We start from the raw sequence: 16650 nt of genomic DNA on the forward strand, positions 1-16650 counted from the left end.
ATGACTGCGCTCAATCGTGTTCCGTCGCTGATGGCCCGGGCCGGTACGGCCTCGGCGCTGACCATCGCCGCCGTTGGCGGTTCGATCGTGATACCGGGTGTCGCCTCCGACGCCTCGGCCGCCACGATGGCGACGAAGGCGCTGCAGATCGCCGCCTCGAAGAAGGGCTCGCCCTACAGGTGGGGCGCCACCGGACCGAACAGGTTCGACTGCTCCGGGCTGACGCTGTACTCGTTCAAGAAGGCGGGCAAGAAGCTGCCGCGTACGGCGGCCCAGCAGTACAACAAGACCCGTCACATCTCGGCCGGCAACCGCAAGGCCGGGGACCTGGTCTTCTTCCACTCGGGTTCCAGCGTGTACCACGTCGGCATCTACGCCGGGAAGGGAAAGATCTGGCACGCCCCGAAGACCGGGGACGTGGTGAAGCTCCAGAAGATCTGGACGCGCAGCGTCTGGTACGGCCGGGTCAGCTGACCCGCACCGACGGCCGGCCTGCAGGGGCTCAGGGCTACGGCTCCTGCTGGCCGGCCGCGGTGACGGTGTCCGCGGTGACGGCGTCCGCGGGGACCGTCCAGGGCAGTTCGATGGAGACGGTCTTGCCGCCCTCCCGGGTGGGACGTACCCGGAGCTTGCCGCCGCACTCCGCGGTGAGCCAGCGGATGATGACCATGCCGCGCCCGTTGTCCTGCTGCACCGCGGCGGGGAGTCTCTTGGGGAAGCGCGGATGACTGTCCGTGACGCCGATGCGCAGCTGCTCGTCACGGTCGAGCACGAGGTCCACCGTGAAGGTGGGTGACTGCCCGAAGGTGTGCTGCACGGCGTTGGTGGCGAGTTCGGAGACGATGAGGCGGATGGTGTCCGCGGTCTCCGTCTCCGGTGGCAGGCCCCACTCCGCGAGGGTGTCCAGCGCGTAGGAACGGGCGGCGGAGACCGAGGCGGGATCGCTCGGCAGGGTGACGGATGCTTCCAGGTGGTCTGCCATGGCGACGTCGTCCCTTTCCTCGGGACCGGAGTCCGACACAGTGCGGATGGTTCGAGTACGGTCCCGGACTGGTGCTTCTTCGCCAGACTGCCATTACCGGGCCGGTCACGGGGAGCGATCCACCAAGATATGCATATATCTGTCGCTCGAAGCGGTGAACTCTGCAACCTCAGACCGTATTTGGGCGGCTCGGAAGGAGTAAGGAGTAGCCCATGCAGAACGGTCCCGCGGTACGCCGCCGGAAACTGGGCGCCGAACTGCGCACACTGCGCACCGGCGCCGGCCTCACGAGCGGTGAGGCCGCCCGTCTGGTGGGCTGGCATCAGTCGAAAGTGAGCCGCATCGAGACCGGCGCCAGCGGTGTGAAACCGGCCGATGTGCGGTTACTCCTGGACGCCTACGGCGTGGTCGAGGGGCAACTGCGCGAGTTGCTGCTGGTGTTGGCGGGGTCGGAGGACACGGCGGGGCGGCACCACTGGTGGCACGCCTACCGTGGGGTGCTGCCGCCCGCCTACCGCGATTTCATCAGCCTGGAGTCACAGGCCAGTGCGATGCGCACGCTGGAGACCCTGGTCGTGCCGGGGCTGCTGCAGACCCCCGAGTACGCACGGGCGGTGACCCGGGCGGCCATGGACGGGCGCGCCGACGACTCCCTCGACACCCTGGTGGAGGTACGGCTGGCCAGGCAGGACGTGCTGCGCCACGATCCGCCGCTGGAGCTGAGCGCGGTCCTGGACGAGGCGGTGCTGCGCCGCGAGGTGGGCGGTCCCGGAGTGATGGCGCGGCAGCTGGAGCGGCTGATGGAGGCGGCCCGGCTGCCCCAAGTACGGCTCCAGGTACTGCCGTTCGCGGCCGGAGCGCATATCGGCATCACCGGACCTTTCGTAATCTTCTCATTTCCGAGCACTTCTGATCTGGACGTGGTTGTTATCGACCAGTTGACGAGTAGCCTCTACCTGGAGCGGAAAGAAGACCTCCAGGCCTACACGGAGGCCTTCGACACGCTCCGGATCCACGCCCTTTCGCCCGAGGACTCGTTGGATTACATCGCCGCAATAGCTGACGGCGCGTAAGGAGGCACCATGACTGCACTGCCTCGGAACGTACCTCCAAGTGCTGATCTGCACGGACTGCGGTGGCTGCGCAGCAGCTACAGCACCGGAGCGAACAACTGCGTGGAGACGGCACGGCCGCGCTCCGGCCCGTCGGCCGGACTGCTCGCCGTGCGCGACTCCAAGGCTCCGGCCGGACCCGCGCTGCTCTTCTCCCCCGAGAGCTGGACGGGATTCACGGCCGCGTTCGCCGGCTGATCAGCCCCAGAAGAGTCTGATCAGAGATGAACGAAACCGATCAGGCTCGCACCCATCCATCCCCGACTCCGTATCCGCCCGCGGGCCAGGCCCGGCCGTGTCACGCCGACTCATGGTCGTGTCTTGCCGATCACACGTACAGCGCGTTCGATCTCGGCCCCGGAGAGGTCCGCACGGGCGGTCAGCCTGAGCCGTGAGATGCCGTCCGGCACCGACGGCGGACGGAAACAGCCCACGGCCAGGCCTGCCGTACGGCAGTCGGCCGCCCACCGCACGGCCTGCTCCGGGGACGGGGCCCGCACGGAGACCACCGCGGCGTCCGGACGTACCGCTTCCAGACCCGCGGCGGTCAGCCGTGCGTGCAGTTCCGCGGCCACCTCGCGGGCCCGCGCCGCACGGCCCGGTTCGCGGCGCAGCAGCCGCAGGGCCGCCAGCGCCGCGCCCGCCGCCGCGGGGGCCAGGCCGGTGTCGAAGATGAACGTCCGGGCCGCGTTGACCAGATGGTCGATCACCCGGGCCGGACCCAGCACCGCCCCGCCCTGGCTGCCCAGCGACTTCGACAGGGTCGCCGTGACCACCACGTCGTCGGCGGCGGCGAGCCCGGCCGCGTACGGCGCGCCCCGCCCGCCGTCCCCGAGCACGCCGAGCCCGTGGGCGTCGTCGACGAGCAGCCCGGCACCGCGCTCCCGGCACGCCTCGGCCAGTGCGGCCAGCGGTGCCGCGTCCCCGTCGACGGAGAACACCGTGTCGGAGACGACCACGGCGGGCCCCTCGTGCGTCCCGAGGGCCTTGCGTACGCCGTCCGGGTCGGCGTGCCCGACGACCTGGGTGGCGCCCCGGGCCAGCCGGCAGCCGTCGATCAGGGAGGCGTGGTTCAGGGCGTCGGAGACGATCAGGGAGCCGTGCGGACCGAGCGTGGTGACGGCGGCGAGGTTCGCGGCATAGCCGGAGGAGAAGACCAGGGCGGCCTCGAACCCGCAGAATTCGGCCAGCTCCCGCTCCAGCTCGGTGTGGAGTTCCGTCGTACCGGTCACCAGCCGGGAGCCGGTGGAGCCGCCGCCCCAGGTCCGGGCCGCCCCCGCGGCGCCCTCGGCGACCTCCGGATGGTGGGCGAGGCCCAGGTAGTCGTTGCTCGCGAGGTCCAGCAGCGGCGAGTCGGCGGGGCGGGGACGCAGGGTCCGTACGAGTCCGGCGCGGCGGCGGAGTTCCGCCTGTTCGTCGATCCAGCCGAACGCCATGGCCCCTCCGGTGAATTTGTAGGCAGTGAACAGACCCTAGCGGGATCATCAGGCGCCCACTGTGTGGCAATACCCACACGTTGAACTGACAGGGTTGTGCAAACTCTCCTTGGCCCGGAGCAGCCTCGTAGTACAGGATCGGCTCTCATGGACCTGCTGAACACGCTGGTGGACAAGGGGCTTCGGCGCGAGCTGCCGACCCGCGAGGAAGCGCTCGCCGTATTGGCGACCTCCGACGACGACGTGCTCGATGTGGTGGCCGCGGCCGGCAAGGTGCGCCGCCACTGGTTCGGCCGGCGCGTGAAACTCAACTACCTGGTCAACCTCAAGTCGGGCCTGTGCCCCGAGGACTGCTCCTACTGCTCGCAGCGGCTGGGCTCGTCCACCGGGATCCTGAAGTACAGCTGGCTGAAACCCGACGAGGCCTCGAAGGCGGCCGCCGCGGGCCTGGCCGGGGGCGCCAAGCGGGTCTGCCTGGTGGCGAGCGGGCGTGGTCCGACCGACCGGGACGTGGACCGGGTGGCGGGCACCATCAAGGCGATCAAGGAGCAGAACGAGAGCGTCGAGGTGTGCGCCTGTCTCGGCCTGCTCTCCGACGGCCAGGCGGAGCGGCTGCGCGAGGCGGGCGCGGACGCCTACAACCACAACCTGAACACGTCCGAGGGGACGTACGGGGAGATCACGACCACGCACACGTACGCCGACCGGGTGGACACGGTCAACAAGGCGCACGCGGCGGGGCTGTCGGCCTGCTCCGGTCTGATCGCCGGCATGGGCGAGAGTGACGAGGACCTGGTCGACGTGGTCTTCTCGCTGCGCGAGCTGGACCCTGACTCCGTTCCGGTGAACTTCCTGATCCCGGTCGAGGGCACCCCGCTGGCCAAGGAGTGGAACCTCACCCCGCAGCGCTGTCTGCGGATCCTGGCGATGGTGCGGTTCGTCTGCCCCGACGTGGAGGTCCGGATCGCGGGCGGCCGTGAGGTCCATCTGCGCACCATGCAGCCGCTCGCGCTGCACCTGGCCAACTCGATCTTCCTCGGCGACTACCTGACCACCGAGGGCCAGGCCGGCCAGGCCGACCTGGAGATGATCGCGGACGCCGGGTTCACCGTGGAGGGCGCGGACGAGGTGACGCTGCCGCGGCACCGGGCCGAGGTCCAGGGCGGCGGCTGCGGGTCGCACGGGGCCGAGGGCGGCGGGTGCGGGTCGCACGCGGCGGAAGGCGCGGGCTGCGCGTCCCACGCGGGCGAGGGTGCCGGGTGCGGGTCGGTGTGCGGCTCCCACGAAGGCGCGCCCGAGGCTGTCGCCGTCGCCGCCGGCGAGCCGCGCACCGACCTGGTCGCCGTCCGCCGCCGGGGTGCCGGAACGGATCTCGCGCCCAATGCCTGACCCCGCTCTGAGCGTCCCCGAGCTGCTGGAGCTGGACCGCCGGCACGTCTGGCATCCGTACGGCCCGATGCCCGGCCGGGCCGAACCGCTCGTCGTGGAATCGGCGAGCGGGGTCCGGCTGCGGCTCGCGGACGGCTCGGGCGAGCTGGTCGACGGCATGTCGTCGTGGTGGTCGGCGATCCACGGCTACAACCACCCGGTGCTCAACGAGGCCGCGCACGACCAGCTGGGCCGGATGAGCCATGTGATGTTCGGCGGGCTCACCCACGAGCCCGCCGTCCGCCTGGCGAAGCTCCTGGTCGACATCACGCCCGTCGGCCTGGAGCACGTCTTCCTCGCCGACTCGGGGTCGGTGTCGGTCGAGGTCGCGGTGAAGATGTGCCTGCAGTACTGGCGTTCCCTCGGCCGCCCCGCCAAGCAGCGCCTGCTGACCTGGCGCGGCGGCTACCACGGCGACACCTGGCAGCCGATGTCGGTCTGCGACCCCGAGGGCGGCATGCACGAGCTCTGGTCCGGGGTGCTGCCCCGCCAGGTGTTCGCCGACGCGCCGCCGGCGGAGTACGACGACTCGTACGCCGGGCATCTGCGTTCGGTGATCGAGCGGCACGCGCACGAGCTGGCCGCGGTGATCGTGGAGCCGGTGGTGCAGGGCGCCGGCGGGATGCGCTTCCACTCCCCCGCCTACCTGCGGGTGCTGCGGGAGGCGTGCGACGCGCACGACGTGCTGCTGGTGTTCGACGAGATCGCGACCGGCTTCGGCCGCACCGGCGCGCTGTTCGCGGCGGACCACGCGGCCGTCACGCCGGACGTGATGTGCGTCGGCAAGGCGCTGACCGGCGGTTACCTGACGATGGCGGCGACCCTGTGCACGCCCGAGGTGGCCGCGGGGATCTCACGGGGCGAGGTGCCGGTGCTGGCGCACGGGCCGACGTTCATGGGCAACCCGCTCGCGGCCTCGGTCGCCTGCGCCTCGCTCGGGCTGCTGCTCGGCCAGGACTGGCTCGCGGAGGTGAAGCGGATCGAGGCGGGGCTGCGGGAGGGCCTGTCGCCGGCCCGGGAACTCCCCGGCGTACGGGACGTCCGGGTCCTCGGGGCCATCGGGGTCGTACAGCTCGACCACGAGGTCGACATGAGGGTCGCCACGGCCGCCGCGGTGCGCGAGGGCGTGTGGCTGCGGCCGTTCCGCGACCTCGTGTACACGATGCCGCCGTACGTCACGGGTGACGCGGACGTGGCACGGATCGCGCGCGCGGTGTGCGCCGCGGCGCGGGAGGGATGAGCATGCCGATCCTGGTCATCACGGGGACGGGCACGGAGGTCGGCAAGACGGTCACCACGGCCGCGGTCGCCGCCGCCGCGGTCGCCGCCGGCCGCTCGGTGGCGGTCCTGAAGGCCGCGCAGACGGGGGTACGACCCGACGAGCGCGGGGACGCCGACGAGGTCGCGCGGCTCGCGGGGGCCGTGACGGCGGTCGAAGTCGCCCGTTTCCCCGAGCCGTTGGCGCCGGGCACGGCGGCCCGCAGGGCGGGGATGCCGCCTGTTCGGCCGCAGGACGTGGCCGAGGCCGCCGCCAAGCTGGCCACCGAGCACGAGCTGGTGCTGGTCGAGGGCGCGGGCGGCCTGCTCGTCCGGTTCGACGCGGCGGGCGGCACACTGGCGGACGCGGCCCGGCTGCTGAACGCGCCGGTGCTGGTGGTGGCGTCGGCGGGGCTCGGCACACTGAACACCACCGAGCTGACGGCGCGTGAACTGCGCTTTCGTGAGCTGGAGTTGCTCGGGGTGGTGATCGGGAGCTGGCCGGACTCCCCCGATCTTGCGTCGCGGTGCAACGTCGCCGACCTGCCGGAGGTGGCGGGGGCGCCGCTGCTCGGCGCGCTGCCCGCGGGGGCGGGGGCGCTGGAGCCCGCCGACTTCCGCGCGGTGGCGCCGGGTTGGCTGTCGGCACGGCTGGACGGGAGCTGGGACGCGGAGGCGTTCCGGATTCGGGAGGCGCCCTAGAGCCCCGGACAGAACGGGAGTCCGGCTCGCGACACCTGGCACGCGTACTCGCCGCGTCGTCGGGTTCGCATGCTCACCTCTGTGCTGCCCGGGAGCACTGACATCGGCGCCCGGATCCGAGACGGCAGTGTCCGCCACCGGCCCGGGGCCGGCCCGCGGACCACGTCCTCGGGCCGGCCGGGGCGGACCTGGTCAGCAGTGCGGAACGGACCCGTTGGCCGCGGCGCTGTCGTCCACGTACGGCGCGTACGTCCATCCGGTGACGCACCACGAGTACCCTCCGGCCGGCCAGCAGACTCCGGTAGAGGCCCGTCTGCGCCTCCAGTCCCCGCGGGATGCGGGCCGGGGGCACCCCCAGGGCGTCCAGGAACCCCCGGACCGCGTCGGCCGGGCTCAGCACGGAGCCGCCCGGGTCGAATCCGTGCAGGTCCACGTACAACTGCCCGTCGGGGAAGGAGTCGCGCACCCGGTGCGCCCAGTGCACGGCCAGCGCGGTCTTGCCCACTCCTGCGGTGCCCGACATCGCCGGGACGACCACCGCGGCGGGCCGCGCCGGACCTGTCCCGGACGCGTCGGTGCCGGGGAGCAGGGCGTCAAGGCTGGCGAGTTCGTCCGCACGGCCGGTGAAGGCCGCGACGGACAGGGGCAGTTGGGCGGGAGGCGTGATCGGCCGCGCCGGTTCTCGCTCCCGCGGGGTGGTTGTGCCGGCGGTGCCCTGGCCCAGGACCGCGCTCTGGGCGTCCCGCAGCGCCTGCCCCGGGTCGATGCCCAGTTCCCGGGCCAGTCGGCCGCGGGTCCGGTGGAAGTGGTCCAGAGCCTCGGCGGAGCGGCCGCTGCGGTGCAGGGCGAGCATCAGCTGGGCGGCCAGGCGTTCGTCCAGCGGACGCGCCGCCGCGCCGGCCGACAGGCCGGGCAGCATCGCCGCATGCTGTCCGAGGCGTAATCGCAGGTCGTCCAGGTCGAGTTGGGCTGCCTGCCGTTCCTGGACCAGGGTGTCGCGCAGGGCGTTCAACCAAGGGGTGTCCAAGGTCGCGAAGGGTTCCGAGCGCCATAGCCGCAGGGCCTGTTCGAAAAGGGCCGCGGCACGGGTGTCGTCGGCGGTGGCACGGGCCCTGGTCAGGAACAGCCGAAAGGTGTGCATGTCCACGGTCACGGTGTCGGCGGCGTTCAGGACGTAACCGCCCGGCTGCCGCGCGATGGCCGCCTCGCGCGTGGCGGCCAGGGCCTGTCTCAGCCGGGAGAGGTAACCGCGCAGGGTGGTGACGGCCTGCCGCGGCGGACGGTCTCCCCAGACGCGGTCCACCAGCTGATCGGTCGTCACCGGGCGGTTGACGTCCACCAGCAGCACGGCCAGCACGACCCGTTGGCGGGCATGCCCCAGCGACGCGGACCGGCCGTCGATATCGGCCTCGACACTGCCCAGCACGCCGAACTCCACCGTCATCCCGACCCCACTCCGCACTCCTCCACGCCGGCAGCCGCACGCCCGTTCCTGCCCGTTCGCTCAGGGTGCTCACGGGGCTCAGCAAGCTCGGCATCAGTCTGACGGGCCCGAACGGCTTCTCGAAGGAGCCCACTTGGAAAGGCGACCCGTGACAGCGTTCCGCCTTCGGTAGCGCGACTCGATGGTCGGGTGCGGCTGTGTGGGGGCTGGTCGCGCAGTTCCCCGCGCCCCTGGAAGGGGCGCTCCACCGGCGCCCCCGAAGGGGCGCGGGGAACTGCGCGACCGGCCATGACGGCGCCGCACTCAACCACGGGGAGCCGCTCCTCAGTGCGACTCGCCGAGCAACCGGACCAGTTCGATCCGCGAGCGGATGCCCAACCGGCTGAAGACCCCCCGCAGATGGTGGTCGATGGTGCGCGGGCTGAGGTTGAGCCGGTCGGCGATCTCGCGGTTGGTGGCGCCGTCGGCTGCCATCCGGGCGACCATCAGCTGCTGGGCGGTGAGCACGGCGGCCGGGTCGGTTCCGGAGTGCGGGGTCAACGGCGTCCCGAGGGCGCGGAGTTCGGCGCGGGCCTGGGCGGCGCAGTGCGGGGCGCCGAAGGACTCGAAGGCCTCCCGGGCACTGTGCAGCCGGTCGCGCGCCTCGGTGCGCTGCCGCAGCCGGCGCAGCGCACCGCCGAACAGCAGCTCGGTGCGGGCGCGTTCGAAGTCCCGGGTGCCCCGGGCGTGCAGGTCCAGTGCGGCCCGGTAGTGCTGGACGGCCTCGGCGCCGGGGGCGAGCAGGGCCCGGCAGCGGGCGCTGAGCGCGAGGTCGTCGGGGCTGCGGACGGCGGTGGCCCAGCGGTGGTAGTCGGCGTGCGCGGCGCGGGCGACCCGGGTGTCGCCGGTGCGGACGGCGGCCTCGACGTAGTGCGGGGTGGCCAGGTGCCGGATGGCCCGGTGGCCGTGTCCGGGGCCGAACCCGGCGAGGGCGCGCAGCCGGGCGGCCGCCGCCGGGAAGCGGCCGTTGGTCAGGTCGAGGAAGGCCAGCGCCCACTGGGCGAGGGCGGCGGGCAGCCCCAGTCCGTGGGCCAGGGCGTGCGAACGGGCCGCCGCCGCGCGCTCCCGGCAGGCCTCTTCGTCGCCGGTGACGGCGGCGAACATGGCGAGCGCGGCCTGGAGATGGCAGGCCCCGTTGTCCTGCCCGGTGGCGTGGGCCTGGCGCAGGGCCTCCCGGGCGGCGGCCTCGGCGGCCCGGGGGCGGCCGGTCCAGAAGTCGGCGTAGGCGCGGAACTCCATGGCCTGGGCGACCGTCCCCGGGATGCCGCGCGACCGGGCGGAGGCGGCGGCCCGGAGGGTGGCGGTGACGGTCCGGGTGTGGTCGCCGAGCATCAGCGCGGCGATGCCGGAGTGGATCAGCGGACCGGGGTCGCCGCCGGGCCCGCAGCGGCCCGCGGTGCCCTTGAGGAGGACGCGGGCCTCTGCGTAGCGGCCCTCGACGGCGCAGGCGAGGGCGGCGAGGATGCCGGACGGCGGGAGGTCCAGCCACTGGGCCAGGACGTGGGCCTCGCGGCAGCGTCTCAGGTCACCGGTGTAGACGGCGGCCTCGGTGGCGAGGGCGAGGAGTTCCACGGCATCGGCGGAACGTTCCTGCCGGACGGCGGCGGTGAGCAGGGCGTCGAAGGCCTCGGCGGCGTTGCCGGCTCTGAGCGCGAGCACGCCGTCGAGGGCGGAGTTGTCGGTGCGGGCGGCGAGCCGTCTCGCCCGGTCGGGCTCTCCGGAGCGCCAGGCGTCGGCGGCGGCCAGGGCGAGCAGCCGGCCCGCCTCGGGCGGGTCGGGGCAGAGGTCGGCGGCGCGCTCGGCGAGGGCGCGGGCCAGGGCGGGGCGCCCCTCGCAGCGGGCCCGGTCGGCGGCGGTGCGCAGTTCCGCCGCGAGCCGGGCGCTGGGGCCCAGTGCCGCGGCGCCCCGGTGCCAGGAGCGGCGGGCCGTCTCGGCCTTGCCGCCCAGCACCCGGGCGAGCAGCAGATGGGCTTCGCGGCGGTCGGCCGCCGAGCCGGTCTCGTAGGCGGCGATCCGGGTCCAGGGATCCCGGAAGAACACCCCGCCGGCACTGGCGTGGGCGACCCCGGCCGCCTCGGCCGCCTCCAGCGGGCGGGTGTCGAGCCGGCCGGCGGTGACCGCGCGCAGGAAGGCGTGGGTGGCGACCGGGTACTGGTCGGCGGCGGCGAGCAGCAACAGCAGCCGGGTCTCGTCGGGCAGGGCGCGGATCTCCCGGCGCAGGGTACGGAGCAACCCCGGTGCGAGTTCCGCCGGTTCGACCGGCAGCGGGTCGGCGCCGGCCGCCTGCCGTTCGGTGAGACGCGGCACGAGTTCGGCCACGGCGCGCTGGTCTTCGTATACGACGTGGAGCACCCGGGCGCGGACGCCCTCGGGGAGCGCCGAAGCCGGGCACGGCCCCGCGTCGGTCGGCTGCGGTGGCGAAGTGCGGTCCAGAGGTGGGGGGTTCACCGGAATCACCACACCAAAGACGTTACTGGCGAGTTAGTTGACTCGTAAAGACTGGCGACTTCGCCGATGCGCCGCGCGTAGACCTGTCCCGACACTCCTGAACAACCCCACCCGTTTCAGGAGGCATCATGCAACGCGCCAAGCGTCGCATCGCAACCGCTCTGTCGGCGATAGCCGGTTCGCTCCTTCTGTCCCTCCCCCTGAGTGCCGGCACCGCGCACGCGGCGAGCCACGACCCGATCGTGTTCGTACACGGTCTGAGCAGCGACTCCAGCAGCTGGGACGACTGGATCGCGGACTTCGAGGCGGACGGCTACTCGTCCTCGGAGCTGTACGCGATCTCGTACGACTGGACGAAGTCGAACGTCACCACCGCCTCGACGCTGTCCACCTACATCCAGTCCGTCCTCTCCAAGACCGGCGCCTCCAAGGTGGACCTGGTGGTGCACTCCATGGGTGCGCTCAACAGCCGCTACTACCTGAAGAACCTCGGCGGGACCTCGTACGTGGACCACTTCGTGTCGGTCGCCGGGGTGAACCACGGGACCAGCGTCGCCTCGCTGTGCGGGTGGCTGTACACGTCCTGCAAGGAGATGACGACCGGCAGCTCCTTCCTGACCGCCCTGAACTCCGGCGACGAGACGCCCGGCAGCGTCTCGTACGCGGCGTACTGGTCGGACTGCGACGCGGCGATCGACCCGGACACCTCGGCGGAGCTGAGCGGGGCGACCAACGTCGACGTCGGCTGCATCTCGCACACCGACATGAACAACGACTACGGCGTCTACGAGCAGGTGCGCGACTTCATCGGCTGAGCCGTCCGCGGCAGCGGGGGTGCGACGGGCCGCAACGGGGGACAATCACCGTAGACCCGCTTCCGTCGGGAGGTCCGTCATGCGGCTGATGTCCGCCGGCGCCGGGACACCGGTGCGGGATCCCGTCCACCACCCGCTGTTCGCGCGTTTCTACGCCCGCTGCAGCGTCTCCGCCGAGACCGGTCTCGGGATGGCCGCGATCCGGGAGCGGCTGCTCTCCGGGCTGTCCGGGCGGGTGATCGAGATCGGCGCGGGCAACGGGCTCAACTTCGCCCGCTACCCACGTTCGGTCGCGGAGGTCGTGGCGATCGAACCGGAACGCACCCTGCGGCAGTTGGCGGCGGAGGCCGCCGTGCGCGCCGACGTCCCGGTGGACGTGGTGCCGGGTGCGGCGGAGGCGCTGCCGGTGAAGAGCGAGGCCTTCGACGCGGCGGTGTGCTCGCTGGTGCTGTGCAGCGTCCGGGATGTGCGGCGGGCGCTCGCGGAGGTGCGGCGGGTCCTGCGGCCGGGCGGTGAGCTGCGGTTCTTCGAGCACGGCGCGGGCGGTGGCCCGGCCATGCGGTTCACCCAGCGGACCCTGGACCGGACGGTGTGGCCGCTGCTGGCCGGCGGCTGCCATCTGTCCCGGGAACCGCTCGCCGAACTGCGCGCGGCCGGGTTCGAACTCGGCCCGTACCGCCGGGTGTTCCTGCCGGAGAACGGCCCCCGGCTGCCCTCCTCGTACTGCGCGCTGGGCGTCGCACGCAAGCCTTCGGAGGCCTGATCCAGGCTCCGCGGGCCGGTCACAGGCTCCAGCGGCGCAGTTCCTCGGCGATGTCGGCGACGCTCGCCTCGCCGTTCTTGACCAGCCGGGCCAGGTCGCGGACCTGCTCGGGCGAGGTGACGACCTTGAGGCCGCTGGCCACCAGGTAGGCGTAGGCGACCGAGGACGCGAACAGGGCGTTCGAGCGCTCCAGGGCCGGGACGTGGATCAGCAGCTGGAGCAGGGCGGCGGCGCGGGCCTGCGGGGAGTCGTAGACGGGGACGTCGAATATCTCGGCCCGGTGCCTGGCCACGGCGGCGATCAGCGCACCCCAGTCGGTGACCTGGGGGTCACCGGGGGTCTTCTGTTCGGCGAGCATGAGGAGCCAGGCGAGGTCGATCGTCAGGTCGCTCAAGGGATCAGTGACGGCCTTCGGTCTTGTCAGACGTGTCCGTACCGTGCGTCTCGCCGAACTCCTCGGCGAAGACGGACTCGTACTGCTTCATGAAATCGGCAGCGGCCTCGACGAACGTGCGGCCGGCCTCACCCGTGTCCTGCATGACCAGTTCCTCTATGTAGCGGTTGACGCTCATACCGCGCGCGAGAGCGCGTTCGCGGGCCGCCCTGGCGGTGTCCTCGTCCACGCGCACGTTCAGCTGGGTCTTCGCCATGACTCGAAGCTAGCGCGGATCCGCTAGCAACGGCAAGCGCGCATCGGAATCGAAAAGTGATACCGGCTGTGGGACGGGTCACACTACGCTCGACCCGGACAAAGAGGCGGGGCGAAGAGGCCGGACGACCGTCGTGCGACACGGGGAGGCAGTCTTGTCCACAGCAGCTGCGGAGGCGCCCGCCGCGGACGGGGTCGCGGCCCGTGCGCGCGGGCTGACCAAGGCGTACGGAGCGGGCGAGACGGCGGTGCTCGCGCTGGACTCGGTGGACGTGGACATCGCGCGGGGCCGCTTCACCGCGGTCATGGGGCCGTCGGGCTCCGGAAAGTCCACGTTGATGCACTGCCTGGCGGGGCTGGACACCGTGTCGGCCGGTCAGGTCTGGCTCGGCGGCACCGAGATCACCGGGCTGCGCGAGCGCGACCTGACGCGGCTGCGCCGGGACCGGATCGGGTTCATGTTCCAGTCGTTCAACCTGATCCCGACGCTGAACGCCGCCGAGAACATCACCCTGCCCATGGACATCGCGGGCAAGAAGCCCGACGAGAAGTGGCTGGACCAGGTCATCGACACGCTCGGGCTGCGGGACCGGCTCAAGCACCGGCCCGCCCAGCTCTCCGGCGGCCAGCAGCAGCGCGTGGCCTGCGCGCGGGCGCTGGCCTCCCGCCCTGAGCTGATCTTCGCCGACGAGCCGACCGGGAACCTGGACTCACGGGCGGGTCTCGAGGTGCTGGGATTCCTGCGGGACGCGGTGGACCAGCTCGGCCAGACGGTCGTCATGGTGACCCACGACCCGGGCGCCGCCGCCCACTCCGACCTGGTGCTCTTCCTCGCGGACGGCCGGATCGTGGACCGGATGGAGGGGCCGACGGCGGAGGCCGTGCTGGAACGGATGAAGCGGTTCGACGTAGGTCGCGGGTCCGACGCAGGTCGCGGGTCCACGGGGACCGACGTGGGCGACGGGTCCACGGGACCCGGGGAGGACTGACCCGGTGCTCAGGGCAACCCTGCGGAGCTTCCTGGCCCACAAGGGACGGCTGATGCTGTCCGCGCTGGCCATCGTCCTGTCCGTGGCGTTCGTCGCGGGCAGCCTGATCTTCTCCGACACCGTCACCCGCACCTTCGACCGGCTGTTCGCCTCCACCTCCGCCGACGTGACGGTGGAGCCGAAGCAGGACCTCAAGTCGTCGGTGCCGACCGGGGCCGTCCAGACCGTGCCGGCCGCGCTGGCGGGCAAGGTGGCGAAGGTCGACGGGGTCGCGGACACCCACGCCGACGTCTCGGTGCAGAACATCGTGGTGGTCGACAGCCACAACAAGTCGGTCGGCCCGACCACCGGCGCCCCGACCATCGCCACCGACTGGTACCTCACCCACCGCAGCCCCGTGAAGCTCACCTCGGGACACGTCCCGCGGGGCGCAGGCCAGGCGCTGCTCGACGCGGACACCGCCGACAAGAAGGACGTCCGGATCGGCGACACGCTGACCGTGCAGGCCCAGCCCGGCACCTTCGAGGTGGAGATCGTCGGCATCGCCACCTTCACCACCACCAACCCCGGCGCGGCCCTGGTCTTCCTCGACCCGGCGGTGGCCGCGAAGGAGCTGCTGGGCTCGCCCGGCCGGGCCACCAGCATCTCGGTGGACGCGGCGCAGGGAGTGCCGGACGCCACGCTCAAGGCCCGGATCGGCGCGGCGATCGGGACCGGCACGTACGACCTGAAGACCGCCGACGAGCAGGCGAAGTCGTCGGCCGCGGACCTCGGTGGCTTCCTCGACGTCATCAAGTACGTGATGCTCGGATTCGCCGGGATCGCCACCCTGGTGGGCGTCTTCCTCATCGTCAACACCTTCTCCATGCTGATCGCCCAGCGCACCAGGGAACTGGGGCTGCTGCGCGCCCTCGGCGCCGACCGGCGGCAGGTGCGGCGGTCCGTGCTCACCGAGGCGGTGCTGCTGGGTCTCGTCGGTTCGACGCTGGGCCTGGGCGCCGGGGTCGGGCTGGCGTTCGGGCTGATCAAGCTGATGAGCGCGTTCGGGATGAACCTCAAGGCCACCGAGATGGTCGTCGGCTGGGGCACGCCGGTCGCCGCCTACGTCGTGGGCGTCGGCGTCACCTTCGTCGCCGCGTATCTGCCCGCCCGGCGCGCGGCCACGGTGTCGCCGATGGCGGCGCTCGCGGACGCCGAGATCGCCGGGGTGGGCAAGCCGCTCAGGACCCGGGCGATCGTGGGCGGGATCGTCGGGGTGCTCGGGGCCGCGGCCCTCGCCGGTTGCGCCACGGCGACCAAGACCGCTTCCGCCGCCTCGCTGCTGGGCCTCGGGGTCGTCCTGACCCTGGTCGCGACGGTCATCGCGGGCCCGCTGCTGGTCCGGCCCGTCATCCGGGTCCTCGGCGGGGCCTTCCCCGCCCTCTTCGGCTCGGTCGGCCGGATGAGCCAGCGCAACGCCCTGCGCAACCCGCGTCGCACCGGCGCCACCGCCGCCGCGCTCATGGTGGGGCTCGCCCTGGTCGGCGGGATGTCGGTGGCCAGCGCCTCCATGTCCAAGTCCTTCGACCAGCAGATCGACAGGACGCTGGGCGCCGACTTCGTCGTCCAGAACGGCAACTTCCTGCCGTTCACCCGGGAGATCACCGACAAGGTGCGCGGCACCGAGGGCGTGGGGCTCGTCGTACGGCAGCGGTTCGCGCCGGTGGCGGTACGGCTGCCGGACGGCAAGCGGGTCACCACGACCGCCGCCGGGTACGACCCGCAGGTCGACGAGGTCGCCCATGTCGCCTACAAGGGCGGCGACACCGCGGCGGCGCTGGCCCCCGGCAGCCTCGGCATGGACATCACCTTCGCCGAGGACCACAAGGTGCGCCTGGGCAGCGTGCTCCCGGTCGAGTTCCAGGGCGGGAAGCGGGCCGAGATGAAGGTGGGCGCCCTCACCGACCAGGACAGCGGCAGCGGCTTCGGTACCCAGGGCGGGCTGTTCTTCGGCATCGCCACGGTGGAGAAGTACGTCCCCGACGGCCAGGACTCGTCGCTGTACGTGAACCGGGCCCCGGGCACCAGCGCCGACCAGCTGCGCTCGCGGCTGGAGCGGACGCTGGCGCCGTATCCGCAGGTGCAGGTCCGTGACCAGGCCGACTACAAGAAGCTGGTGCACGACCAGATCGCCGTGCTGCTCTACCTCGTCTACGCGCTGCCCGGGCTCGCGATCGTGATCGCGGTGCTCGGGGTGGTCAACACCCTGGCCCTGTCGGTCGTGGAGCGCACCCGGGAGATCGGGCTGCTGCGCGCCATCGGGCTGGCCCGGCGGCAGTTGCGCCGGATGATCCGGCTGGAGTCGGTGGTGATCGCGGTGTTCGGCGCGGTGCTGGGGCTGGCGCTGGGCCTGGTGTGGGGCGTGTGCACGCAGCAGGTGCTGGCGCTCCAGGGCATGAAGGCCCTCGCCGTCCCGTGGGGCACGATCGTGGCGGTCGTGATCGGGTCGGCGGTCGTGGGGATCGTGGCCGCGCTGCTGCCGGCGTTGCGCGCGTCACGGATGAACGTGCTGGCGGCCATCGCGCACGAGTGACCCAAGTCGTCTTC

At 72.4% G+C, this 16650-nt stretch carries 16 protein-coding genes; 10 read left to right on the forward strand and 6 right to left on the reverse strand.

The genetic code is table 11. From position 1 onward, the window contains the following. Window positions 1–474 (forward strand): C40 family peptidase, encoded by a 474-nt coding sequence (locus ACGF5O_RS09755; protein ID WP_362585614.1) that lies wholly within the window; start codon window positions 1–3, stop codon window positions 472–474. Between the two features lie 34 nt (window positions 475–508). Here ACGF5O_RS09755 and ACGF5O_RS09760 read toward each other — a convergent pair whose 3' ends face one another. Further along, window positions 509–982: an ATP-binding protein gene (locus ACGF5O_RS09760; protein WP_393809368.1), complete on the reverse strand. Its 474-nt coding sequence runs from the start codon at window positions 980–982 to the stop codon at window positions 509–511. Between the two features lie 212 nt (window positions 983–1194). On the opposite strand from ACGF5O_RS09760, the gene ACGF5O_RS09765 reads away from it, so the two are divergent. Next, window positions 1195–2055: a helix-turn-helix domain-containing protein gene (locus tag ACGF5O_RS09765; protein WP_393809369.1), complete on the forward strand. Its 861-nt coding sequence runs from the start codon at window positions 1195–1197 to the stop codon at window positions 2053–2055. 9 nt (window positions 2056–2064) lie between these two features. After that, window positions 2065–2292, forward strand: a complete 228-nt coding sequence (locus tag ACGF5O_RS09770) for a DUF397 domain-containing protein (RefSeq protein WP_393809370.1) — start codon at window positions 2065–2067, stop codon at window positions 2290–2292. Between the two features lie 110 nt (window positions 2293–2402). Here the strand turns inward: ACGF5O_RS09770 and ACGF5O_RS09775 are convergent, their stop codons facing one another. Beyond that, the gene (locus ACGF5O_RS09775; RefSeq protein ID WP_393809371.1) at window positions 2403–3530 is read right to left on the reverse strand and encodes an 8-amino-7-oxononanoate synthase; all 1128 of its coding nucleotides are present in this window, start codon (window positions 3528–3530) and stop codon (window positions 2403–2405) included. 147 nt (window positions 3531–3677) lie between these two features. On the opposite strand from ACGF5O_RS09775, the gene bioB reads away from it, so the two are divergent. The 3 genes from bioB to bioD are packed head-to-tail and all read left to right on the forward strand — an operon-like array spanning window position 3678 to window position 6917. Continuing rightward, complete coding sequence (bioB, locus tag ACGF5O_RS09780) at window positions 3678–4919, forward strand: biotin synthase BioB (RefSeq protein ID WP_393809372.1); 1242 nt, start codon at window positions 3678–3680, stop codon at window positions 4917–4919. Then, entirely contained in the window at window positions 4912–6198 is a 1287-nt protein-coding gene (locus ACGF5O_RS09785) for an adenosylmethionine--8-amino-7-oxononanoate transaminase (RefSeq protein WP_393809373.1), read from the forward strand. Before bioB ends, ACGF5O_RS09785 begins: the two co-directional genes overlap by 8 nt. 2 nt (window positions 6199–6200) lie before the next feature. Then, a complete protein-coding gene (bioD, locus tag ACGF5O_RS09790; RefSeq protein ID WP_393809573.1) occupies window positions 6201–6917 on the forward strand; it encodes a dethiobiotin synthase in 717 nt (238 codons plus the stop codon). 73 nt (window positions 6918–6990) lie between these two features. Here bioD and ACGF5O_RS09795 read toward each other — a convergent pair whose 3' ends face one another. Together ACGF5O_RS09795 and ACGF5O_RS09800 are read right to left on the reverse strand one after the other, a co-directional pair. Beyond that, complete coding sequence (locus ACGF5O_RS09795) at window positions 6991–8361, reverse strand: BTAD domain-containing putative transcriptional regulator (RefSeq protein ID WP_393809374.1); 1371 nt, start codon at window positions 8359–8361, stop codon at window positions 6991–6993. Window positions 8362–8685: 324 nt separating this feature from the next. Then, the gene (locus tag ACGF5O_RS09800; protein ID WP_393809574.1) at window positions 8686–10857 is read right to left on the reverse strand and encodes a LuxR C-terminal-related transcriptional regulator; all 2172 of its coding nucleotides are present in this window, start codon (window positions 10855–10857) and stop codon (window positions 8686–8688) included. 119 nt (window positions 10858–10976) lie between these two features. On the opposite strand from ACGF5O_RS09800, the gene ACGF5O_RS09805 reads away from it, so the two are divergent. Both ACGF5O_RS09805 and ACGF5O_RS09810 read left to right on the forward strand, forming a co-directional pair. Then, window positions 10977–11663, forward strand: coding sequence for a triacylglycerol lipase (locus ACGF5O_RS09805; protein ID WP_362585591.1), 687 nt, complete (start codon window positions 10977–10979; stop codon window positions 11661–11663). A gap of 79 nt (window positions 11664–11742) precedes the next feature. Then, window positions 11743–12426, forward strand: coding sequence for a class I SAM-dependent methyltransferase (locus ACGF5O_RS09810; protein ID WP_393809375.1), 684 nt, complete (start codon window positions 11743–11745; stop codon window positions 12424–12426). Window positions 12427–12445: 19 nt separating this feature from the next. Here ACGF5O_RS09810 and ACGF5O_RS09815 read toward each other — a convergent pair whose 3' ends face one another. Together ACGF5O_RS09815 and ACGF5O_RS09820 are read right to left on the reverse strand one after the other, a co-directional pair. Next, a complete protein-coding gene (locus tag ACGF5O_RS09815) occupies window positions 12446–12820 on the reverse strand; it encodes a fic family toxin-antitoxin system, toxin component (RefSeq protein WP_362659459.1) in 375 nt (124 codons plus the stop codon). Window positions 12821–12824: 4 nt separating this feature from the next. Continuing rightward, window positions 12825–13076 (reverse strand): toxin-antitoxin system HicB family antitoxin, encoded by a 252-nt coding sequence (locus ACGF5O_RS09820; RefSeq protein WP_393809376.1) that lies wholly within the window; start codon window positions 13074–13076, stop codon window positions 12825–12827. A 154-nt stretch (window positions 13077–13230) separates the two neighbouring features. Here ACGF5O_RS09820 and ACGF5O_RS09825 point away from each other — a divergent pair, with 154 nt between their 5' ends. Next, window positions 13231–14064, forward strand: coding sequence for an ABC transporter ATP-binding protein (locus ACGF5O_RS09825; RefSeq protein WP_393809377.1), 834 nt, complete (start codon window positions 13231–13233; stop codon window positions 14062–14064). Window positions 14065–14068: 4 nt separating this feature from the next. Beyond that, on the forward strand, window positions 14069–16636 hold the full coding sequence (locus tag ACGF5O_RS09830; RefSeq protein ID WP_393809378.1) for an ABC transporter permease: 2568 nt from the start codon (window positions 14069–14071) through the stop codon (window positions 16634–16636). Window positions 16637–16650: the final 14 nt, after the last annotated feature.

It is taken from the genome of Streptomyces sp. NPDC048291 (genome assembly GCF_043201715.1).
Classification (GTDB): domain Bacteria; phylum Actinomycetota; class Actinomycetes; order Streptomycetales; family Streptomycetaceae; genus Streptomyces.

Coding starts and splice junctions, on each gene's coding strand:
- ACGF5O_RS09810 (WP_393809375.1), top strand. CDS start 11,743: ATGCGGCTGATGTCCGCCGGCGCCGGGACACCGGTGCGGGATCCCGTC.
- ACGF5O_RS09770 (WP_393809370.1), top strand. CDS start 2,065: ATGACTGCACTGCCTCGGAACGTACCTCCAAGTGCTGATCTGCACGGA.
- ACGF5O_RS09755 (WP_362585614.1), top strand. CDS start 1: ATGACTGCGCTCAATCGTGTTCCGTCGCTGATGGCCCGGGCCGGTACG.
- bioD (WP_393809573.1), top strand. CDS start 6,201: ATGCCGATCCTGGTCATCACGGGGACGGGCACGGAGGTCGGCAAGACG.
- bioB (WP_393809372.1), top strand. CDS start 3,678: ATGGACCTGCTGAACACGCTGGTGGACAAGGGGCTTCGGCGCGAGCTG.
- ACGF5O_RS09805 (WP_362585591.1), top strand. CDS start 10,977: ATGCAACGCGCCAAGCGTCGCATCGCAACCGCTCTGTCGGCGATAGCC.
- ACGF5O_RS09795 (WP_393809374.1), bottom strand. CDS start 8,361: ATGACGGTGGAGTTCGGCGTGCTGGGCAGTGTCGAGGCCGATATCGAC.
- ACGF5O_RS09785 (WP_393809373.1), top strand. CDS start 4,912: ATGCCTGACCCCGCTCTGAGCGTCCCCGAGCTGCTGGAGCTGGACCGC.
- ACGF5O_RS09820 (WP_393809376.1), bottom strand. CDS start 13,076: ATGGCGAAGACCCAGCTGAACGTGCGCGTGGACGAGGACACCGCCAGG.
- ACGF5O_RS09760 (WP_393809368.1), bottom strand. CDS start 982: ATGGCAGACCACCTGGAAGCATCCGTCACCCTGCCGAGCGATCCCGCC.
- ACGF5O_RS09775 (WP_393809371.1), bottom strand. CDS start 3,530: ATGGCGTTCGGCTGGATCGACGAACAGGCGGAACTCCGCCGCCGCGCC.
- ACGF5O_RS09765 (WP_393809369.1), top strand. CDS start 1,195: ATGCAGAACGGTCCCGCGGTACGCCGCCGGAAACTGGGCGCCGAACTG.